Origin of the sequence: Micromonospora zamorensis (assembly GCF_900090275.1) — a bacterium.
GTDB classification, from domain to species: domain Bacteria; phylum Actinomycetota; class Actinomycetes; order Mycobacteriales; family Micromonosporaceae; genus Micromonospora; species Micromonospora zamorensis.
On sequence record NZ_LT607755.1, the window covers coordinates 1,370,782 to 1,389,164 of the forward strand.

General features: G+C 72.5%; 15 protein-coding genes and 1 riboswitch. Of the genes, 6 read left to right on the forward strand and 9 right to left on the reverse strand.

Annotated features, from left to right (window positions below; translation table 11 throughout):
* The first annotated feature begins 112 nt into the window (after positions 1-112).
* The gene (locus GA0070619_RS06205) at positions 113-1,054 is read left to right on the forward strand and encodes an SDR family NAD(P)-dependent oxidoreductase (RefSeq protein ID WP_088947175.1); all 942 of its coding nucleotides are present in this window, start codon (positions 113-115) and stop codon (positions 1,052-1,054) included.
* A 13-nt stretch (positions 1,055-1,067) separates the two neighbouring features.
* Entirely contained in the window at positions 1,068-3,230 is a 2,163-nt protein-coding gene (locus tag GA0070619_RS06210) for a hypothetical protein (protein ID WP_088951589.1), read from the forward strand.
* A 36-nt stretch (positions 3,231-3,266) separates the two neighbouring features.
* Here GA0070619_RS06210 and GA0070619_RS06215 read toward each other — a convergent pair whose 3' ends face one another.
* The 3 genes from GA0070619_RS06215 to GA0070619_RS06225 form a co-directional block, all read right to left on the reverse strand.
* The gene (locus GA0070619_RS06215; protein ID WP_088947176.1) at positions 3,267-3,662 is read right to left on the reverse strand and encodes a hypothetical protein; all 396 of its coding nucleotides are present in this window, start codon (positions 3,660-3,662) and stop codon (positions 3,267-3,269) included.
* A complete protein-coding gene (locus GA0070619_RS06220) occupies positions 3,659-4,108 on the reverse strand; it encodes a hypothetical protein (RefSeq protein ID WP_088947177.1) in 450 nt (149 codons plus the stop codon). Before GA0070619_RS06220 ends, GA0070619_RS06215 begins: the two co-directional genes overlap by 4 nt.
* A gap of 370 nt (positions 4,109-4,478) precedes the next feature.
* On the reverse strand, positions 4,479-5,357 hold the full coding sequence (locus tag GA0070619_RS06225) for an alpha/beta fold hydrolase (RefSeq protein WP_088947178.1): 879 nt from the start codon (positions 5,355-5,357) through the stop codon (positions 4,479-4,481).
* A gap of 137 nt (positions 5,358-5,494) precedes the next feature.
* Here GA0070619_RS06225 and GA0070619_RS06230 point away from each other — a divergent pair, with 137 nt between their 5' ends.
* Both GA0070619_RS06230 and GA0070619_RS06235 read left to right on the forward strand, forming a co-directional pair.
* A complete protein-coding gene (locus tag GA0070619_RS06230) occupies positions 5,495-8,866 on the forward strand; it encodes an AfsR/SARP family transcriptional regulator (protein ID WP_088947179.1) in 3,372 nt (1,123 codons plus the stop codon).
* Between the two features lie 149 nt (positions 8,867-9,015).
* Positions 9,016-10,590: a Na+/H+ antiporter gene (locus tag GA0070619_RS06235; protein ID WP_088947180.1), complete on the forward strand. Its 1,575-nt coding sequence runs from the start codon at positions 9,016-9,018 to the stop codon at positions 10,588-10,590.
* 27 nt (positions 10,591-10,617) lie between these two features.
* Here GA0070619_RS06235 and GA0070619_RS06240 read toward each other — a convergent pair whose 3' ends face one another.
* The 4 genes from GA0070619_RS06240 to GA0070619_RS06255 all read right to left on the reverse strand — a co-directional run bounded on the left by GA0070619_RS06240 (position 10,618) and on the right by GA0070619_RS06255 (position 15,536).
* Positions 10,618-11,358, reverse strand: a complete 741-nt coding sequence (locus tag GA0070619_RS06240; RefSeq protein WP_088947181.1) for an amino acid ABC transporter ATP-binding protein — start codon at positions 11,356-11,358, stop codon at positions 10,618-10,620.
* Complete coding sequence (locus GA0070619_RS06245; protein ID WP_088947182.1) at positions 11,355-12,134, reverse strand: amino acid ABC transporter permease; 780 nt, start codon at positions 12,132-12,134, stop codon at positions 11,355-11,357. Before GA0070619_RS06245 ends, GA0070619_RS06240 begins: the two co-directional genes overlap by 4 nt.
* 39 nt (positions 12,135-12,173) lie before the next feature.
* Positions 12,174-13,103, reverse strand: coding sequence for an ABC transporter substrate-binding protein (locus tag GA0070619_RS06250; RefSeq protein ID WP_088947183.1), 930 nt, complete (start codon positions 13,101-13,103; stop codon positions 12,174-12,176).
* Between the two features lie 274 nt (positions 13,104-13,377).
* Positions 13,378-13,489, reverse strand: a riboswitch (SAM riboswitch).
* Positions 13,490-13,577: 88 nt separating this feature from the next.
* Complete coding sequence (locus GA0070619_RS06255) at positions 13,578-15,536, reverse strand: APC family permease (RefSeq protein WP_088951590.1); 1,959 nt, start codon at positions 15,534-15,536, stop codon at positions 13,578-13,580.
* Between the two features lie 169 nt (positions 15,537-15,705).
* Between GA0070619_RS06255 and corA the strand changes: the two genes are divergently transcribed.
* Entirely contained in the window at positions 15,706-16,836 is a 1,131-nt protein-coding gene (gene corA / locus GA0070619_RS06260; protein ID WP_088947184.1) for a magnesium/cobalt transporter CorA, read from the forward strand.
* A 15-nt stretch (positions 16,837-16,851) separates the two neighbouring features.
* On the opposite strand, the gene GA0070619_RS32170 is transcribed toward corA, so the two are convergent.
* Positions 16,852-17,043 (reverse strand): hypothetical protein, encoded by a 192-nt coding sequence (locus tag GA0070619_RS32170; RefSeq protein WP_141908638.1) that lies wholly within the window; start codon positions 17,041-17,043, stop codon positions 16,852-16,854.
* Positions 17,044-17,268: 225 nt separating this feature from the next.
* Positions 17,269-17,784 (reverse strand): 2'-5' RNA ligase family protein, encoded by a 516-nt coding sequence (locus GA0070619_RS06265; RefSeq protein ID WP_088947185.1) that lies wholly within the window; start codon positions 17,782-17,784, stop codon positions 17,269-17,271.
* Between the two features lie 78 nt (positions 17,785-17,862).
* Between GA0070619_RS06265 and GA0070619_RS06270 the strand changes: the two genes are divergently transcribed.
* Positions 17,863-18,372 (forward strand): mycothiol transferase, encoded by a 510-nt coding sequence (locus tag GA0070619_RS06270; RefSeq protein ID WP_088947186.1) that lies wholly within the window; start codon positions 17,863-17,865, stop codon positions 18,370-18,372.
* Positions 18,373-18,383 lie beyond the last annotated feature (11 nt).

An 18,383-nucleotide genomic window follows, 5' to 3' on the forward strand; every position in this document is an offset into this window, starting at 1 on the left:
GCCACCGGTGCCCATCCTGGTCCTGCCAGTCCCAGGAAAAGCAGGGATCCGGCTGGCACCGGCCGCCTGGGTGACAGTGTCGGGGTAAGCGTGATCGAGAGACGGGACAGCAATGACAACTCGGATCAGCACTCCCTTCGGTTTCGCCTCGACCGCCGACGAGGTTCTCGCCGGTGTCGACCTGACCGGCAAGCGGGCCGTCATCACCGGAGGCGCCGCCGGCATCGGCGTCGAGACGGCCCGTTCGCTCGCCGCCGCCGGCGCCGAGGTGGTGCTCGGGGTACGCCGGGTCGCCGCCGGCGAGCAGGCCGCTGCCGACATCGCCGCCAGCATCGGTGCGGACCGGGTCAGCGCCCGCGAGCTGGACCTGGCCGACCAGGACTCGGTACGCCGGTTCGTCGCCGGCTGGGACCAGCCCCTGCACATCCTGGTCAACAACGCGGGGATCATGGCGCTGCCCGAGTTGGAGCGCACCGCCGAGGGCTGGGAGATGCAGTTCGCCACCAACTTCATGGGGCACTTCGCCCTGACCGTCGGTCTGCACGACGCCCTCGCCGCGGCCGGTGGCGCCCGGGTGGTGTCGGTCAGCTCCAGCGGGAACCTCTTCTCTCCGGTGATCTTCGACGACCTGCACTTCGCGTTCCGGCCCTACGACCCGCTGCTCGCGTACGGGCAGTCCAAGAGCGCCGAGGCGTTGCTCGCGGTCGAGGCGACCCGCCGCTGGTCCGGTGAGGGCATCCACGCCAACGCGCTCAACCCGGGCGCGATCGCCACCGGGTTGCAGAAGCACACCGGCGGGCTGCGTACGCCCAAGGAACGGCAGAAGACCCCGCAGCAGGGTGCCGCCACCTCGGTGCTGCTCGCCGCGTCCCCGTTGCTGGACGGCGTGGGCGGTCGCTACTTCGAGGACTGCGCCGAGGCGGCGGTCGTCACCGAGCGCCCTGCCGACTACACCGGTGTGGCCGCGTACGCCGTCGACCCGGGTAACGCCGAACGGCTCTGGAATGTCGCGTCGGACCTGATCTCTCATCGCGTTGGCACCACCGGCCGCTGAGTACGACGCGCCGATGGATGACACGCCGCACCAGCAGCGGCCCGGTCGGCACGACGTCGTGGAGTTGCGGGTCCACGGCGTGTCGGGGGCGCGACCGGAGCAGGTCCTCGGTCGGGCGCACGTCCGGCAGGTCGCGGGTGACGACAGCGGTGGTTTCCACCGCGCCGCCGAATCGGAGGACGCCGAGCCCGACGGTGTGACGCTGGAGGCGTACCGGTGGGGTGACCTGCCCTCGGGCACCGTGGCCCGGACGCTCTCGCTGGTCTTCCTGTTGCCGTTCATGCTCAGCAACGTGGCGGTGTGGATGCGGCCGACCGACCGTCGCAGCGGCGCCGGGGTCACCGTGCTGTGCCGGCTCCTCGCCCTGAACCTCACGGTGTTGTACGTGGTGTCCATCGGCGGGGTGGCCCTCGACCTGCTCGCCTGGCGGTGTCTGGGCGCGGCCCGGTGCCGTGGTCCCTTCGACACCATGGCGGGGTTGGACGGACGGGAGGTCGGGCCGCGGTTGGCGGTGCTCGCCTTGCTGCCGATCGCCGCCGTCGCCTTCCTCCGGCTGCTGGGCACCCGTCGGCCCCGTCCGGCCGGCAACCCGTTGTGGGCCGTCGAGCCGATGGTGGGACGGCTGCGCGCGGTCCACGTCGCCGCCGCGCTCGCGGTGCTCAACCTGATGCTGCTCGTGGCCCGGACCGCCGGCGGTGCGACGGCCTCGACGACGGTGCTGCTGACGCTCAGCGCGGCGGTGCTGCCGGTCTGCGCCGTTCTGCTCGCCGTCCCCGGCCTGCTGGACCGGGCGGCGACCATGCGGATGGTCACCCGGACCGCCAGCACGGTGGGCGCGGTGGCCGTTGCTCTGAGCGTGGCCACCCTCGTCGCCGTCGCCCTCGACGAGCGCCCCTGGCCGTCGTCGGACGGGCTGCCGGGCTACGACGAGGTCGTGAACTGGGCGCTGCTCACGCAGATGACGCTGCTGGTGGCGCTGAGCGGGCTGGTGCTGTGGCACCAGGGCCGGGGAGGCCGCCGCAACGCGCTGCCGCGAGGGCTGGGCGCGGCGGTGGTCGCGGCCATCGCGGTCGGCCTCGGCAGCGCGTTCGCCGCCAACCTCGTCTACCAGAGCGGCAACCTGCTCGGCGGCTACCGCGGCGACGGTGGGCCGCCGCTGCCGTACCAGTGGACGCTGTTGGCCTTCTTCGTGCACGTCATCGCGGGCGTGATGTTGTGCGGTGGGCTGACCCTCCTGTCGCGACGCCGCCGGTGGCGGGCGGCGGCGGCGATCACCGCCCGCGACTTCCCGGCGGTGGGGCCGGAGGGCGCCGAGCGGCTGCGCCAGGTGACGAGGGCGGTCGCCCGCGCGCGGTTCGTCGAGTGGCTGGGACTCCTCGCGATCACGTACGCGGCCCTCTCGGTGATCGGTCTGGCCACGAGCCTGTTGAGGCTGACCGACCTGGCACCGGACCAACTGGCGTGGCGTGTCCTCGGGCTGCCAGCCGGGGCCGTCGGCATGGGTCTAGCCCTGGGCAGTTATCTCGTCGCCGCGGTGCTGGTGGCCCTGATCCTCGGAGGCGTGTTCGCCTACCGCACGGCGTGGTTCCGCCGGCACGTCGGCATCCTGTGGGACCTGGGGACCTTCTGGCCCCGGGCCGCGCACCCGTTCGCACCGCCGAGCTACGCCGACCGGGCGGTGCCGGAGCTGGCCGACCGGATCACCCACCTGACCGAGCGGCACGACGGGGTGCTGCTCTGCGGGCACAGCCACGGGTCGGTGCTGCTCGCCCTCGCGGTGCTGCGGCTGCCCCCGCGGGTACGCCAGCGCGTCGTCCTGCTCACCTACGGGTCGCCGCTGGACCGCCTGTACGCCCGGCTCTTTCCGGCCTATCTCAACGAGACGGTGCTCCGCGCGGTGGGGGACCGTGTCGAGTGGCGGTGGCTCAACCTCTGGCGGGACACCGACCCCGTCGGTGGTTGGATTTTCGCCCCGCACCGGCCCGGCGATCCGCCTCCGGACCCCGCCGACCCGGCCGGCCGGGTCGACCGGCGGTTGCGGGACCCACAGGGCCTGCTGCCTCCTCCCGGGGAGCGCCGTCCGCCACCGGTGCGGGGGCACCATCCGGGCGAGTCCGATCCCGACTTCCGGGCGGCGATGAGCGAACTCGCGGCGCGCCTCCGTCGCGGTGACTGAGGCTTCCTGGCCGGGCAGTGCGAGGTCCGGTGCTGTTCAGGGATCCTCGGGTGAACGATCGGTCTCCGCCACCATGGCTCGGACCTTGCGCAGGGTGGCGTCGGGCGCCCGGATCGCGGCCCGCCAGCGGTCCAGCGTCCGGGTGAGCACCCGGACCGCGAACTGCAACTTGTTGACCTGCTCACGGAGCACGCCCAGCTCGGATCGTGCGCTGAGCGCCTCGCCCTCCAACTGGGTGATCCGGGACTGCAACGGCTGCACCAGGGTGAGGGCGGCCTCGGTGAGGGTGTCGGCGGCGTCGGCCCTGAACTTGCCCCGCTGCACCACCACGGTGGCGATCGCGGCCAGGCCGGTGCCTCCGCCGAGGATGGCGAGCACACTGAGCGCCATCTGCACCCAGTGCGGTGCGACTGGAGGCGGGGAGCTACTCACGTGGCACCTGCCGGCACCTTTTCGTAGCCCACGATCTCGCAGGCCCGCACCAGGCGGCGCAGGTCGACGGCGATCTGCGCCGCCCGCCAGAGCGACCCGATCGTCACCGCGATGACGAACGACGTCGCGACGATGGACTGGCGGCCCGACATGGCCACCACGGCCACCGCGTACATGCCGGTGATCGTGCCGAGCACCAGCACGGACGCGAGTTCGATGCCCAACCCGGTGGAGAGCCGGCCGGGCCACACGATGCCCATCAGCCCGCCCACACCCACCGCGATGAGACCCAGCTCCCAGGCGACCTGGATGGGCGCCGGCATGGCCGTCTGCACGGAGGTCGGCCGGACCTCGAGGGTCATCATCAGCACGCCACAGACGGGTGCCGCGGCCAGGACAGCGATTTCGTACGGCTGGTGGCGGGATCGGATACGGAGGTTTCCCACGGCAACTCCTTGGTCGAGGACCGGCGTCCAGCAGCGGCCGGTGGGCCGGTGCCGTTCGGGGGGTCGCGACTGTGGAGCGGCGGTTCCGTGCGGCGTAGCCCGTTGGTGCGCTGCCTGTGGACGGTCGTTGAGCGAGAAAACTGCGACTCGCCGTCGTTGGCTGCCGATATCTGCCTGTGTAGCACCGATGACCGGTTGTCGTCCACCAGGTGCAACGTCGTGTTACCGCAGGTCAAAGCCCATTTCGGGCCGGATTCGACCGTGTCGGGTCGCCCGGAGCGCAGCGACCCGACCACACCGCGACCTCGGTGACGAAGAGTGTCGGATATCTTGCCGAGGGTAACGATGGTGCGATCGGGTCGCCGATTGGTCAGCGGGCGAGCAGCGCCCGCAGCGCCCGGACCACCTCGGCGGGTGCCTCCTCCGCCATGAAGTGCCCGCAGGTGACCGTCCGATGCTCCAGATCCGGAGCCCAGGCGCGCCACACCGCGGCCGCGTCGTAGCCCAGCGCGGCACCCCAGTCCTGCTGGAGCACGGTCACCGGCACCCGCAGCTGGTTGCCGGCCTCCCGGTCGGCGGTGTCGTGAGCGACGTCGATCCCGGCCGACGCCCGGTAGTCGGCGACGATCGAGGTGACCGCCTCCCGGGACGCGCGCAGGTACTCCGCCCGGACGTCCGCCGGCATCGCCTCCGGATCACGGGTCCAGACGTCCAGGAAATGGCCGAAGAAGGCGTCCGGGCTGCCGCCGATCAGCGCTTCCGGCAGACCGGGCGGCTGTGCCATCAGGTACAGGTGGAACGCGACGGCGGCGGAGGTGCCGTGCAGCACCTCCCACGTGTCAAGGGTGGGCACCACGTCGAGCAGCGCGAGATGGCTGATCGCCTCCGGGTGGTCGAGACCGGCGCGGAACGCGACCAGGGCACCACGGTCATGGCCGGCCAACGCGAACCGTTGGTGGCCGAGCGCGGCAGCCAGCGCCACGACGTCGGCGGCGAGGGTGCGCTTGGCGTACCCGTCGCCGTCGGGGTCGAGGGGCTTGTCGCTGTCGCCGTAGCCCCGCAAGTCGGGGCAGATGACCGTGTGGTCGGCGGCCAGGTCGGCCGCGACGTGCCGCCACATGAGGTGGGTCTGCGGAAAGCCGTGCAGCAGCACGATCGCCGGCCCGGAGCCGCCCACGGCGACGTTGAGCGTCACACCGTCGGCGACTGTCACACGGCGGTAGTCGAATCCGTTGATCCTGGGGTCCACGGGAAACCTTCCTGGTGAGCGGTGCCGGCAGGGGCGGTGGCCCTCGCCGTCGTACCTGGTCGAGCCTGCGCGGTGGTGATCAGCAGGCGATCAGTGCCGAGTCAGTGCGGTCCGCCCGGCGCGCCTAGATTGATGCCATGACCAGGCAACCGACGGCATCGGACGCGGTGACCTTCGGCGTTCTCGGGCCGGTGACCGCCGTGACCGCGCGTGGCCCGGCCCCGCTGCGCGGGCACCGGCAGCGCCTGGTGCTGGCGCGGCTGCTGATCGCCCACGGGCGGGTGGTGCCGGTGGAACGTCTCGTCGACGACCTGTGGGAGGTCGCAACCGACGGCGCGGTGGGCGCCATCCGCACCTTCGTCGCCGACCTGCGCCGGGCCCTGGAGCCCGACCGACCACCCCGGCAGCCGCCCCGGATCCTGGTCACCGAGCTACCCGGGTACGTGCTGCGGGCCGCCCCGGACGCGGTGGACGCCGGGCAGTTCGAGGCGGCCGTCGGCGAGGCGGGCCGGTTGCTGGCGGCGGGACGTCCCGCGCCGGCCCTGGCGACGCTCGACGGGGCAATGCGGCTCTGGCGCGGGCCCGCGTACGCGGACTGCGCCAACGAGCCCTGGGCGATCGCCGAGATCAACCGGCTGGACGAGTTGCGGATGCTGGCCGTCGAGCGGCGCGCGGAGGTGCTGCTGGCATTGGGGCGGCCCGACGAGGCCGCCGCCGACCTGCCGGCCCACCTGGCCAGCTATCCGCTGCGCGAGGATGCCTGGCGGTTGCTCGCGGTGGCCCGCTACCGCGCCGGGCGACAGGGCGACGCGCTGGCCGCGCTGCGCGAGGCGCGACACGCCCTGGTGACCGAGCTGGGCGTGGACCCCGGGCCCGAGCTGCGCCGGTTGGAAGCCGACATCCTGGCCCAGGCGCCGCACCTCACCCCGGCCCTCGACGACGCCGCCACCCCCAGCCCCGTGCGACCCGTCGAACCGGGTCCGGCGCGGCAGCGCCCGTTCGTCGGTCGGGACACCGAGCTGGATCGCCTGCGGCAGGCCGCCGAGGCCGCGTCCCGCCGCCGCGAACCCACCCTCGCGCTGCTCAGCGGCGACCCGGGGGCCGGCAAGACCGCGATGGCCGAGACCCTCACCGAGCGGCTCGCCGCCGAGGGCTGGACCACGGCATGGGGACGCAGCCCGGAGTACGAGGGCGCGCCGCCGGCCTGGCCGTGGACCCAGATCACCGACGCGCTCGCCGGACCGGCCGATGGCCTTGTTGCCGACGATGGCTCGGGTGACCCCGCCGGGACGCGCTTTCGCCGACACCGTGCGGTGGCGTCACTGGTCTCGGCGGTCGCCGACCGCGGGCCGGTGCTGCTGGTCCTCGACGACCTGCACCGCGCCGACGGCGACACCCTGGACCTGCTGACCGCCCTGCTCACCGGCCCGCAGCCGGCCACCGGGCCGGTCTTGATCCTCGGCACCTACCGAGCCACCGAGATCAGCCCCGAGCTGACCGCCGCCCTGGCCCGCGCCGCCGGGCTGGAGCCGATCCGGGAGTATCTCGCCGGCCTGCCCGTGTCGGCGACCGACGAGTTGGCCCGAGCCGTCGTCGGTGCGGCACTGGACCCGGCCACCGCCCGGTTGATCCACGATCGCAGCGGCGGCAACCCGTTCTTCGTCCGGGAACTGGCCCAGTTGTACGCGAGCGAGGGGGAGGCCGCGCTGGCCGCGGTGCCGCCCGGGGTGCGCGACGTGATCCGGCACCGGTTGGCGCAGCTACCCACGCCGACGCGTACAATGCTGCGGCAGGCAGCCGTGCTCGGCCGGGACCTCGACCCGGAGGTGCTCGATGCGCTGGCCGGTGACCCCACCGCCCTGCTGGACGCCGTCGACCGCGCCCTTCAGGCCGGCTTCCTCACCGAGCGGGAACCCGACGGGCGGCTGCGCTTCACCCACATCCTGGTCCGCGACACGCTCTACGCCGACCTGTCCACGCCGCGCCGCGCCGCCTGGCACGCGGCCGTCGCCGAGGTGCTGCGACAACGGGAGCCCGTCGAGCCCGCCGCGCTCGCGCACCACCTGCTCCGCGCCGGCGGACCGGTCGCCGCCGGACGCGCTGCGGCGTACGCCCGCACAGCCGCCGAGCAGGCCGAACGGGGCGGTAACCCGCACGAGGCCGCCCGCCTGTGGGGGCAGACGATCGAGGCGTACGACCGCGCTGGTGCGGGCGAGCAGCGCGAGCGGTTGACGGCGTTGCTCGGTCTGGGACGCGCGCTGGCCGTGACGGGTCGGCTGGCCGAGGCGCGGCGACGGCGTGCCGAGGCGATCGCCGCCGCCGAGTCCGTCGGCGATCCGCTGCTGATCGAGGAGGTGCTGGCCGGCTTCGACGTGCCCGCCATCTGGACGCGCAACGACGACGACCTGCTCTCCGGGCACATCGTCCGCGCTGCCGAGCACGCCCTGACCGCTCTCGGCCCGACCGGTTCGGCTCGGCGCAGCCGGCTGCTGAGCACCCTCGCGCTGGAGCTGCGCGGCACCACCACCGACCGGGGGCGCCGTGCGGCGCACGAGGCCGAGACGATCGCCCGGACCGTCGGTGACCCGGGGCTGCTGGCCTTCGCGCTCAACGCCCGCTTCATGCACTCCTTCGACCGCGTCGGCCTGGCCGCAGAACGGGCCCGGATCGGCGCCGAACTGGTCGACCTGGCGGCCCGGCACCGGCTGGTGACCTTCGAGGTGCTCGGTCACCTCGTCCTGGTCCAGGCACACTGCGCGCTGGCCGACCGGCCCGCTGCCGACGCGCACGCCCGCGCCGCCGACCGCCTCGCCGAACGGTACGAACTGCCGCTGGTCGGCGTCTTCACCAGCTGGTACGCGGCACTGCGCCTGGCTCTGGACGGCGACCCGGCCGCGGCGGCGGACGCGTACCGGTTGGCTGCCGACCGGCTGAGCGCCGACGGCATGCCGGGTCTGACCCGCGGGTTGCTCCCGCTCGCCCTGCTCGGCCTGCGGCTCGCCGAGGCCGTCGGCGGTGACCGGCCGCACGCCAGCCCGGACCAGCCGATCCCCGGACCCGGCGATGCGGGCTGGGCGGACGGGCCGGGCGGCGCCGGCTGGGCAGACAGGCCGGGCGGCGCCGGGTGGGCGGATCTGGACTGGGGGCCGCACGAGCCGTGGGTCCGGCCGTTGCTGCTGCTCGCCGACGGTGACCGGGACGCTGCCGAGGCGGCCCTGCGGACTCTTCCGGACGGGCCGCACGATCTGCTGCGGGAGGCGCGGCTCTGCCTCGTCGGCCGGGCGGCGCACGCCCTCGGAGACCGGGTCACGATGGAACGGGTCTACGTCGAGCTGCTCCCGGCGGCGGATGAACTGGCCGCCGGCAGTGGGGTGCTCACCGTCGGCCCGGTGGCCGGGCACCTCGCCGCCCTGGCCGACGCGCTGGGCCGCGACGAGGAAGCGGCCGCGCACCGCCGCGCCGCCCGCGCGGTCACCGCCCGGGCCCGCGCCGCCACGCCGGCGCCCTGACCGCCCGGGCCCGCGCCGTCACCCCCGCGCCCTGACCGCCGCCGGCTGCCGGCGGCGACTTGCCGATTCGCGTCGGAACCCCGCGGCGGGTGCGGTCAGATGGAACCACCGGCGCGTCCACCGTCGGCCGTCGATCAAGGGGGTACGCCGTGGAGGTGCTCGTCCTGATCGTGGTGCTGGGCGCGACCGTCCTGATCGGCACGACCCTCGGCGGTCGGTACCGGGTCGCCCCGCCGGTCCTGCTCATCGCGTTCGGGGTGCTGCTCGGCCTGACGCCGCCGCTGTCCGAGGTGACCCTGGAGCCCGACCTGGTGCTGCTGATCTTCCTGCCGGCGATCCTGTACCGGGAGAGCCTCACCATCAGCCTGCGCGAGATCCGGGCCAACCTGCCGGTGATCGGGCTGCTGGCCGTGGTCCTGGTGGTGCTCACCATGGTCACGGTGTCGTTGACCGCGCAGGCGTTCGGGGTGAACCCCGCCGCCGCCTGGGTGCTCGGCGCGGTCCTCGCCCCGACCGACGCGGCGGCGGTCACCGGTCTCGCCAAACGGCTGCCCCGGAAGCTTCTCACCACTCTGCACGCGGAGAGCCTGATCAACGACGGCACCGCGCTGGTGGTCTTCGCCGTGGCCGTGGGTCTGCTCAGCCAGAGCGCGGAGCCGGGCGTGCTGGGCATCGGGGAGGAGTTCGTCGGTGCCAGCGTCGGTGGGGTGGTCGCCGGTCTGCTGGTGGGGGCCGCCGTGGTGCTGATCCGCAAACGGCTCGACGATCCGCTGCGCGAGGGCGCGCTCAGCGTGCTGACACCGTTCGGTGCCTTCCTGCTCGCCGACTCGGTGCACGCCAGCGGTGTGCTGGCGGTGGTGGTCGCCGGCCTGGTGCTGGCCTATGCCGGCCCCCGGGTGATCCGCGCCCGGTCCCGGGTGCTGGCGTACGCGTTCTGGGACCTGTCCACGTTCCTGATCAACGGCGGTCTGTTCGTCCTGCTCGGCACGCAGATTCCTCGCGCGGTCCGGGGCATCACCAGCACCTCGGCCCAGCGGGCTCTGCTGATCGTGGTGATGGTCACCCTGGCCGTCGTAGGCACCCGCCTGGCATTCGTCTACCTGACCGCGCAGGTCGCGAAGTTGCGGCGCCGCCGGATTCTCGACCCGAGCCAGGGGCCGTCGAGCTGGCGAGTGGGAACAGTCGCCGGCTGGGCCGGTTTCCGGGGCGCCGTGTCGCTCGCTGCGGCCCTGGCCGTCCCGACGATGACGGCCTCCGGTCGACCGGTGGTCGAACGAGACCTGATCATCTTCGTCACCGCGCTGGTGATCGTGCTGATCATGCTCATTCAGGGCACCACCCTGCCGCTGGTGGTGCGCTGGGCCCGGCTGACCGGCGACCCGGAACGCGTCGACGAGACCCGCAACGCCCGGCGGCGGGCCACGGAGGTGGGCCTGGCCGCTCTTCCCCGGGTCGCCGCCGAGATCGGCGCCCAGCAGGAGGCGGTGCAGAGGTTGGAAGCCGAGTACCAGCGGCATCTGGCGGACCTCAACGAGAGTGGCGGGAGCACGGCCGAGGAGCGCCGGCTGGAACGCAGGCTGCGCCTCGGGGTCCTCGCCCACAAGCGTCGGGAGGTCACCCGACTGCGGGACAACCGGGAGATCGACGATCTCGTGCTTCAGGAGCTCCAAGCTGCGCTGGACAACGAGGAGATCCGGCTGCTGGGCCGCGGACCCAACGAGTGAAGACCTGCGCCCCTGCTCCCGGTCGGCTCAGAGCACCTGGGCGAGGAAGCGGCGCAGCCGAGGATGCTCGGCCCGCTCGAAGACCTGCCCGGGCGGACCGGCCTCCAGCACCACGCCCCGGTCCATGAAGGCCACGGTGTCGGCGACCTGCCGGGCGAAGCCCATCTCGTGGGTGACCACCACCATGGTCATGCCAGCGGCGGACAGGTCGGCCATCACCGCGAGGACGCCCTTGACCAGCTCCGGGTCGAGCGCGGAGGTGGCCTCGTCGAAGAGCATCACCTCGGGCCGAAGTGCCAGCGCCCGGGCGATCGCGACCCGCTGCTGCTGACCGCCGGAGAGCTGAGCGGGTCGGGAGTTGGCCTTGCCGGCCAACCCCACCAGCTCCAACTGGGCCCGTGCCACGGACTCCGCCTCGTCCTCGCCGAGCTTGCGGAGCCGGCGCAGCGCGAGGGTGACGTTGCGCAGCACGCTCATGTGCGGGAAGAGGTTGAACTGCTGGAACACCATGCCGACCCGCTGCCGCAGCGCGTCCGGGTCGTCGCCCAGCACGCTGCGTCCGTCCAGCAACACGTCGCCACGGTCCGGCTCGATCAGCCGGTTGATGGTGCGCAGCAGTGTGGACTTGCCCGACCCGGACGGGCCGATCACGCAGGCTGTTGCTCCGCGCGGCACCGTGAGGTCGACGCCGCGCAGCACCCGGTTCGGCCCGAAGGCGAGGTGCACGTCGCGGACGTCGAGGCTGACCGAGGTCGTGTCGGTGCTCATCGCCGGTCTCCTTCGGTCGGGGCGTACGCCGGGGTGGTGTCTTCGTCGTCCTCGTCTGTCGGCGCGGCGACCGGCCGACCGTTGCGCAGCCGTCGGTCGATCCAGTTGACGACGTGCGTCAGCGGGACGGTCAGCGCCAGGTAGAACACCCCTGCCAGCAGCAGCGCCGACTCGTTGCCGGTGGTGGCCGCGTAGTCCTGCCCGATCCGGAACAGCTCCCGCTGGCTGGCCACCAGCCCGAGGAAGTAGACCAGACTGGAGTCCTTGATCAGCGCGATGAGCTGGTTGACCCAGGCCGGCAGCACCCGCCGGATGCCCTGCGGGATGATCACCAGCCGCATCGAGTCGGACCAGGAGAAGCCGAGAGCACGGGCACCCTCCAACTGGGCGGCCTCCACCGACTGGATGCCGGAGCGGAAGATCTCCCCGATGTACGCGGCGGCGATGAGCGACAGCGCCAGGATCCCCAGCGGGTAGGGGTCCGGTCCCCAGACCTGCATGCCCAGCGGGGCCAGCCCGACGCCGATCAGCAGGATCGTGGCCGCGGCCGGCAGGCCACGGAACACGTCGGTGTAGACCCGCGCCGGCCAGCGCAGCCACCGGCTGCGGGAGATTCCGGCGACGGCCAGCAGCAGGCCCAGCACCGAGCCGAGCAGGGCGGCGGAGACCGCCAGGATCAGCGTGTTGGGCAGCCCGACGGTCAGCATCTCGGGCAGCGCCTCGCCCATCGCCTCCCAGTCGAAGAAGGTTTCCCACAGGGTGCTCAACGGATCCATCGGTTGCCTCTCCTACCGCCCTGCTCGCTCGTCACCGGTTCAGGACGCGGTCGACGCGGACGCCGACGGCGCGACGGAGGTGGACGCCGACGGCGCAGCGGACCCGGTCGCCGACGGCGCAACGGACGCGGACGGTGCCGCCACGGTGCCGCTGCCCGGCGTGAAGTCCGCCGGGATCGGCCGGCCCGGGTAGTACTGCGCCTGCAACCGGCTCCACGTGCCGTCCGCGATGACCTCGTCGAGGCCCTTGTTCAGCGCCTCGCGCAGTTTGTCGCTGCCCTTGGCGACGGCGTACGCGGTCGGCGTCGGGCTGAGCTGCTTGGCAGCCACGGTGATCTTGCCGTTGCTGTCAGCGGCCGACTTCTCGCCGATCTCGGCCGGGGCGATCCACGCGTCGGCGGTGCCGGCCTTGAGCTGGTTGATCGCGCCGTTGTAGTCCGGCACCCGCACCGGGTCGAGCTGCTTTCCGCTGGCGTAGTCGTCCTGGACGGTGCCCTGCACTACCACGACCCGCTTGCCGGCGAGCTGGTCGAAGCCGGTGATCGGGGAGCCGGCCGGGACGTCCAGGCCGAAGTAGCCGAAGTCGTAGCCGTTGCCGAAGTCGACTGTCTTCTTCCGCGCCTCGGTGATGGTGATCGAGGAGCTGCCGACGTCGAACTTGCGGTTGTTGACCTGGGAGAGCAACGCGGAGAAGTCGGTGCCGACGAACTCCACGGTGAGGCCGAGCTTGCCGGCCACAGCGATCAACAGGTCGTTGTCGAAGCCGGTGAACTTCCCGTCCTTGAGGAAGACGTTCGGCGGGGCGTCGGTCAGGGTGCCGGCCCGCAGCACGCCCGGCTGGGCCAGGCCGTACGGGTTGGCGGTGGCGTCGGACGAGCTGTCGTCGCCGCAGGCGGTGAGCGCGGTGGCGGCCAGGATGGTGGCCGCGCCGAGGGCGGCGGCACGGGTCAGGGCAGGAAGAAGTCGCACGGGTGTCTCCGAGAGGTCGTGTCTCGGCACGCACGGGTGTGCGTCGCCGACGGTGCGCCCGATGGGCGTACCGGTGAGGGAGAGGGTTCGGGAGAAGTGCTGCGCTAGTGCGTCATGCCGCGACAGGCGGCGCTGCACATTCGCATCATGTCCACGTGCCGTCGCCGGGTCAGTGCCGGCGAGGGCCAACCGGCGCGGAGTTCTGCGACGTCGGTCGGTGGGGCGGTGCTGAGGATGCGCATGGTTCTCCCGGGTCTGTGCTGACCTGGGTGCCAGGCCACGCTTGCACCGACGTCGTGCCGGTGCCTGGTCTTCACCCGGGGCACCCCACCGCGGAGGAGGGTTGCCGGCCAGCGAGCCGGGGCTTCGCGCTGGCGCTCATGACCTGGGCCGAGGCTAGCAGCAGGCACCGGTGGGTCGTCCAGTCGTTATGAGCACGCTCACCGTGCGCGACGGGGTGCCCGGCCCCCCAGGTCAGCTGGCGTGTACGTGCGGCCGGCGGCGCGGGTCGGGCTCCTGGCGGCGCAGGATCTCCCGGGTGACCGAGGCGATCGCACCCTGCCCGAACGCCAGGTAGCGCAGGATGTTGCGGCCCGGGCTGCCCTCGCTCCACTCGAAGTAGATGTGTGGGCGTCGCCGGCTCCGGTCGCGGATCTCCAGCAGCAGGGCGGCGAGCGCGGTGGGCACCGAGGAGCTGGCCAGGCTGAGCACCGGGAAGCGGTGGTCCGCCATGCTGCCGCGGACCAGCAGTTCGGTTTCGAAGTCCGAGGGGTCGGTGACGTGCACCTCGACGAAGATGACGTCGCTGTCGTCGGGGAAGTCGTTGTCCGCCATGGTCTGTGCCAGCTTGGCGCGGTACTCCGCCACGTCCCGGCGGTCGGGTTCGTGCGCGATGAGGCGGATCCGCCGCCCGATGCGCTCGTCGATCATCCGGGTCGCGACCGGGTCCAGCTCGACCTGGTTGACCCGCAGCTCGTAGGCCCGGGACAACCGGGAGAGCACGGAGACCACGATGATCGCGCTGATGAAGCAGGCCGCGATCTTGACTCCGTCGGGGCGTTCCACCACGTTCGCCAGTGTGGTGTAGATGAAGATCACCGCGATGGTTCCGAACGCGATGGTGCGGCCGTGCTGCCGTCGCCGTCTCGCCGCGAGCGTCACCGCCGTCGCCGCCGACGTGATCAACACCAGGACCCCGGTGGCGTACGCGCCGCCCTGCGCGTCCACGCTGGCCTTGAAGAGGATCGTGATCAGGAACGCCACCGCGGTGAAGACCAGCACCAGCGGCCGGACCGCACGCGCCCAGGTGGGTGCCATGCCGTAGCGCGGCAGATACCGGGGTACGAGGTTGAGCAGACCGGCCATCGCCGAGGCCCCCGCGAACCAGAGGATCCCGATGGTGGACAGGTCGTAGACGGTGCCGAACACCTCCCCGAGGTGCTCGTGCGCCAGGTAGGCCAGCGCCCGGCCGTTCGCCGGCCCACCCGGCTGGAAGGCCTCCGGCGGGATCAGGACGGTGGTCGTCACGCTGCTGGTGATCAGGAAGACGCTCATGATCACCGCGGCGGTGGTGAGCAGCCGGCGCGCGCCGCGGATCCGGCCCAGCGGGCGCGCCTCGGAGTCCTGCGGGTCGCCTCGTACGCTCGGCATGACGGCCACTCCGGTCTCGAAACCGGACAGCCCCAACGCCAGTTTCGGGAAGACCAGCAACGACAGCCCGACCACCATCCAGGGATCGCCGTGCCCGGTGCTCAGCGTGGTGGTCCAGTCCTCGACGGCGCTCGGGTGCGTCACCACCCGCCACAGCGAGTCGACCATCACCACCGCGTTCAGCCCCAGGTAGAGCGCGACCAGGACGACGGCGATCCCGATGGCCTCGGTGAATCCCTTGAGGAACACGGCGCCCAGCAGCGACACGAGCACCAGCGTGACCAGCACCTCGTGTCCCTTGAGCCCGCTGGGCCAGAACGGGTTCTCGTCGATGTGCGCTGTCGCGTCGGCCGCTGAGAGGGTGATGGTGATGATGAAGTCGGTGGCCGCGAAACCGAGCAGCACCAGCACCAGCAACTTGCCCGGCCAGTAGCTCAGCAGGCGTACGAGCATCGCGATGGAACCCTCACCGTGTGGGCTCTCCACCGCCACCCGCCGGTAGACCGGCAGCGCGCCCAGCAGTGTCACCAGCACCAGCACCAGGGTCGCCACCGGCGAGAGCGCCCCCGCGGCCAGCGCCGCGATGCCCGGCTGGTAGCCGAGCGTCGAGAAGTAGTCGACGCCGGTCAGGCACATCACCTTCCACCACGGGTGGTGCCGGCGCTCCGGCGGTCGCCCGTGCGGCCCCGGGTGCTGCACGGGCTGCTCCGAGCCGGTGCCGAGCAGCCACCTCCGCAGCCGGCCCGCGCGTCTGTCGACCTCCACCGGAGCGTCCCCCGTCATCCCGCCCATGGTCACCGTGAGTATCCGCCCGTCGTACGGCGCCCGTCCGCCGGTGCGCGGAACCCAGCGGCCGCCGCAGCGGGTTTCGGGCCCGGGGCAGGGGGGAAGCAGCGCCCCCGGGTCGGCGGGCGTGCGCCGTGCCGGGCGTCGCCGGGGGAGGGGACTGGGCATGGTCGGTGGCCGTCGCTTCCGCCCGGGTGGTGGCTTCGGTCGCCAACTCGACGAGTACGAGACCAGGGTGGGCGTGCCGCCGTCCACGGACTCGTCCGCTGCGCCGGCCGGCGGGCTGGTGGACAGCGCGGTCTACATCCGAGGCCACCGGTTCGCCTCGCCGTCCGGCCTCGCCGAGACGTACCGCTGCCTGCAGGAGCAGGACGGCGCGATGGCCTGGATCGGTCTGTACCGGCCCGACATCGAGCAGATCACCTCGCTGGCCCGGGAGTTCCGGTTGCACGACCTGGCGGTCGAGGACGCGATCAACGCCCACCAGCGCCCCAAGCTGGAACGGTACGGGGAGACCTTGTTCGTGGTGCTGCGCGCCGCCCGCTACGACGACCTGCGCGAGGAGGTCGAGTTCTCCGAGCTGCACCTGTTCATCGGGCCGGGCTTCGTGGTCACCGTCCGGCACGGTGAGGCACCGGACCTGGCCGCGGTGCGGCGGCGGTTGGAGACCGAGGCGCACATGCTTGCCCGTGGCCCGGAGGCGGTGCTGTACGCGATCCTCGACCAGGTCGTCGACGGGTACGCGCCGGTGGTGGCCGGGCTGGAGAACGACATCGACGAGATCGAGACCGAGGTGTTCGGTGGCGACCCGAACGCGAGCCGGCGCATCTACGGCCTCAGCCGCGAGGTCATCCAGTTCCAGCGGGCCGCCCGCCCCCTGCTCACGGTGCTCGACGCGCTGGCCGACGGCGCCGGCAGCGGCAGCGAGGACGAGGAGCTGCGCCGCTACCTGCGCGACGTCACCGACCACCTGACCCAGGTCGTGGAGCGGGTGGACGGGTTCCGGCACCTGTTGCAGAACATCCTCACCGTCAACGCCACGCTCGTCTCGCAGCAGCAGAACGAGGAGATGCGCAGCCTCACCGCGGCCAGCTACGCGCAGAACGAGGAGCTGAAGAAGGTCTCGTCCTGGGCGGCGATCCTGTTCGCTCCCACGCTCATCGGCACCGTGTACGGGATGAACTTCGTCCACATGCCGGAGTTGAACTGGCGCTTCGGCTACCTGTTCGCGTTGTTGCTGATGCTGTTGGTCTGCGGCACCCTCTACCTGATCTTCAAGCGGCGCGGTTGGCTGTGAGCCGCGCGGCCGGGATCACTCGATGCCGCGCAGGATGTGCCGTTCGTCCTCGACGTCGTCGTCGCCGGCACTGATCCGGCCGAGCAGCACGGCGGCGGCCCAGATCGTCAGTGGCGTGGCCGCCCCGGTCATTCCGCCCCCGGTCCGGTCGTCCCGGGTCTGGCTCCGCTCCGCGCGCGGTGGCCTGCGCTGAGCCTGCATAGGCACTGCCTCTCCTCGTCGAAGCCGCCTCGGCGACACGGGGTGCGCCCGCGCCACCGGCCGGGCCACCCGCGCTCGGGCAGGTCACCACCGGTACGGCATCCATGTCGAACCATCCCACGTCGGGCCGCGTCACCACCGCTTGTTTTCAGTTTCCCGACTGTCGCCCGCCAAACCGGACATTTGTGGGTGCCTTCCGCGCCCGTCAGGGGGCAGACCCCTGGACAGTGCTCAGGGCAGTGGATGGGCGATGCCGCGCGCGTGGTCGGTGAGCGCCGCGCCGACCACGGTCGCGGCCAGCGGCAACACCTCCAGACAGCGCCGCACCGCGGCGGCCATCAGCGCGTTCGGCACCCGCATGGAGAGCGTGCAGTGCGGCACCCAGCGACCCGGCTGGTAGTGCTCGGCCAGCGGGATGCCGGCGGCGGTGAGCCGGTCGGACACCAGGCGTTGGTGGGCCAGCAGCTCCGGGGTGGGCGCCGGGCCGAGCCAGAGCACCCGACCGACGAACTGGCCGGCGTGTTGGAAGTCGAGGCGCAGCGGGGCCGCGACCACCGTCCCGCGCAGCGCCTCGGCGACCTGCTCCGGGTCGAAGCGGGGCGCCACCGCGAGAGAGACGTGCGGTCGGTGGCGCCGCTCCAGCAGCGAACGCATGCTCTGCACGCCCTCGGCCTCCAGCGCGTCCCACAGCACCCGGATGCGGCGGCTGGCGTCCGGGTCCAGATACAACTCCAACGCCGCGACCATTCGATCACCGTAGCGGCCGAGGTTTGAGCACCCGTCTCCGGCGGTACCTGGTGCGAAACCGACCAGGAGGCGTGCCCGGTGGACGTGAGTGACCTGCTGACCGAGACGTACGACCGGCTGCCCGACCTCGTCCGCGCGGCGGTCGACGGGCTCAGCCCGGAGCAACTGCGCCACGAGCCCGGGCCGGGCACCAACTCGATCGGTTGGCTGGTCTGGCACCTCACCCGGGTGCAGGACCACCACGTCGCCGACCTGCTCGACGCCGAGCAGATCTGGGTGAGCGGCGACTGGGCGGGCCGGTTCGGCCTCACCGCCGACCCCGACAACACCGGCTACGGGCACTCGCCCGCGCAGGTTGCCGCGGTGCGACCGGAGAGCGCACAGGCGCTGATCGACTACTACGAGGCGGTAGCGTCGCGTACCGGATCGTTCGTGGCCGGTCTGCGCCCGGCGGACCTGGACCGGGTGGTCGACGAGGGGTGGGACCCGCCGGTCACCCTCGGCGTCCGACTGGTCAGCGTCGCCGAGGACGACCTGCAACACGTCGGCCAGGCCGCCTACGTTCGCGGCCTGATCAAGCCCGGCTGACCGGGGTCCGC

Coding starts and splice junctions, on each gene's coding strand:
- GA0070619_RS06205 (WP_088947175.1), top strand. CDS start 113: ATGACAACTCGGATCAGCACTCCCTTCGGTTTCGCCTCGACCGCCGAC.
- GA0070619_RS06210 (WP_088951589.1), top strand. CDS start 1,068: ATGGATGACACGCCGCACCAGCAGCGGCCCGGTCGGCACGACGTCGTG.
- GA0070619_RS06230 (WP_088947179.1), top strand. CDS start 5,495: ATGACCAGGCAACCGACGGCATCGGACGCGGTGACCTTCGGCGTTCTC.
- GA0070619_RS06240 (WP_088947181.1), bottom strand. CDS start 11,358: ATGAGCACCGACACGACCTCGGTCAGCCTCGACGTCCGCGACGTGCAC.
- GA0070619_RS06245 (WP_088947182.1), bottom strand. CDS start 12,134: ATGGATCCGTTGAGCACCCTGTGGGAAACCTTCTTCGACTGGGAGGCG.
- GA0070619_RS06255 (WP_088951590.1), bottom strand. CDS start 15,536: ATGACGGGGGACGCTCCGGTGGAGGTCGACAGACGCGCGGGCCGGCTG.
- corA (WP_088947184.1), top strand. CDS start 15,706: ATGGTCGGTGGCCGTCGCTTCCGCCCGGGTGGTGGCTTCGGTCGCCAA.
- GA0070619_RS06265 (WP_088947185.1), bottom strand. CDS start 17,784: ATGGTCGCGGCGTTGGAGTTGTATCTGGACCCGGACGCCAGCCGCCGC.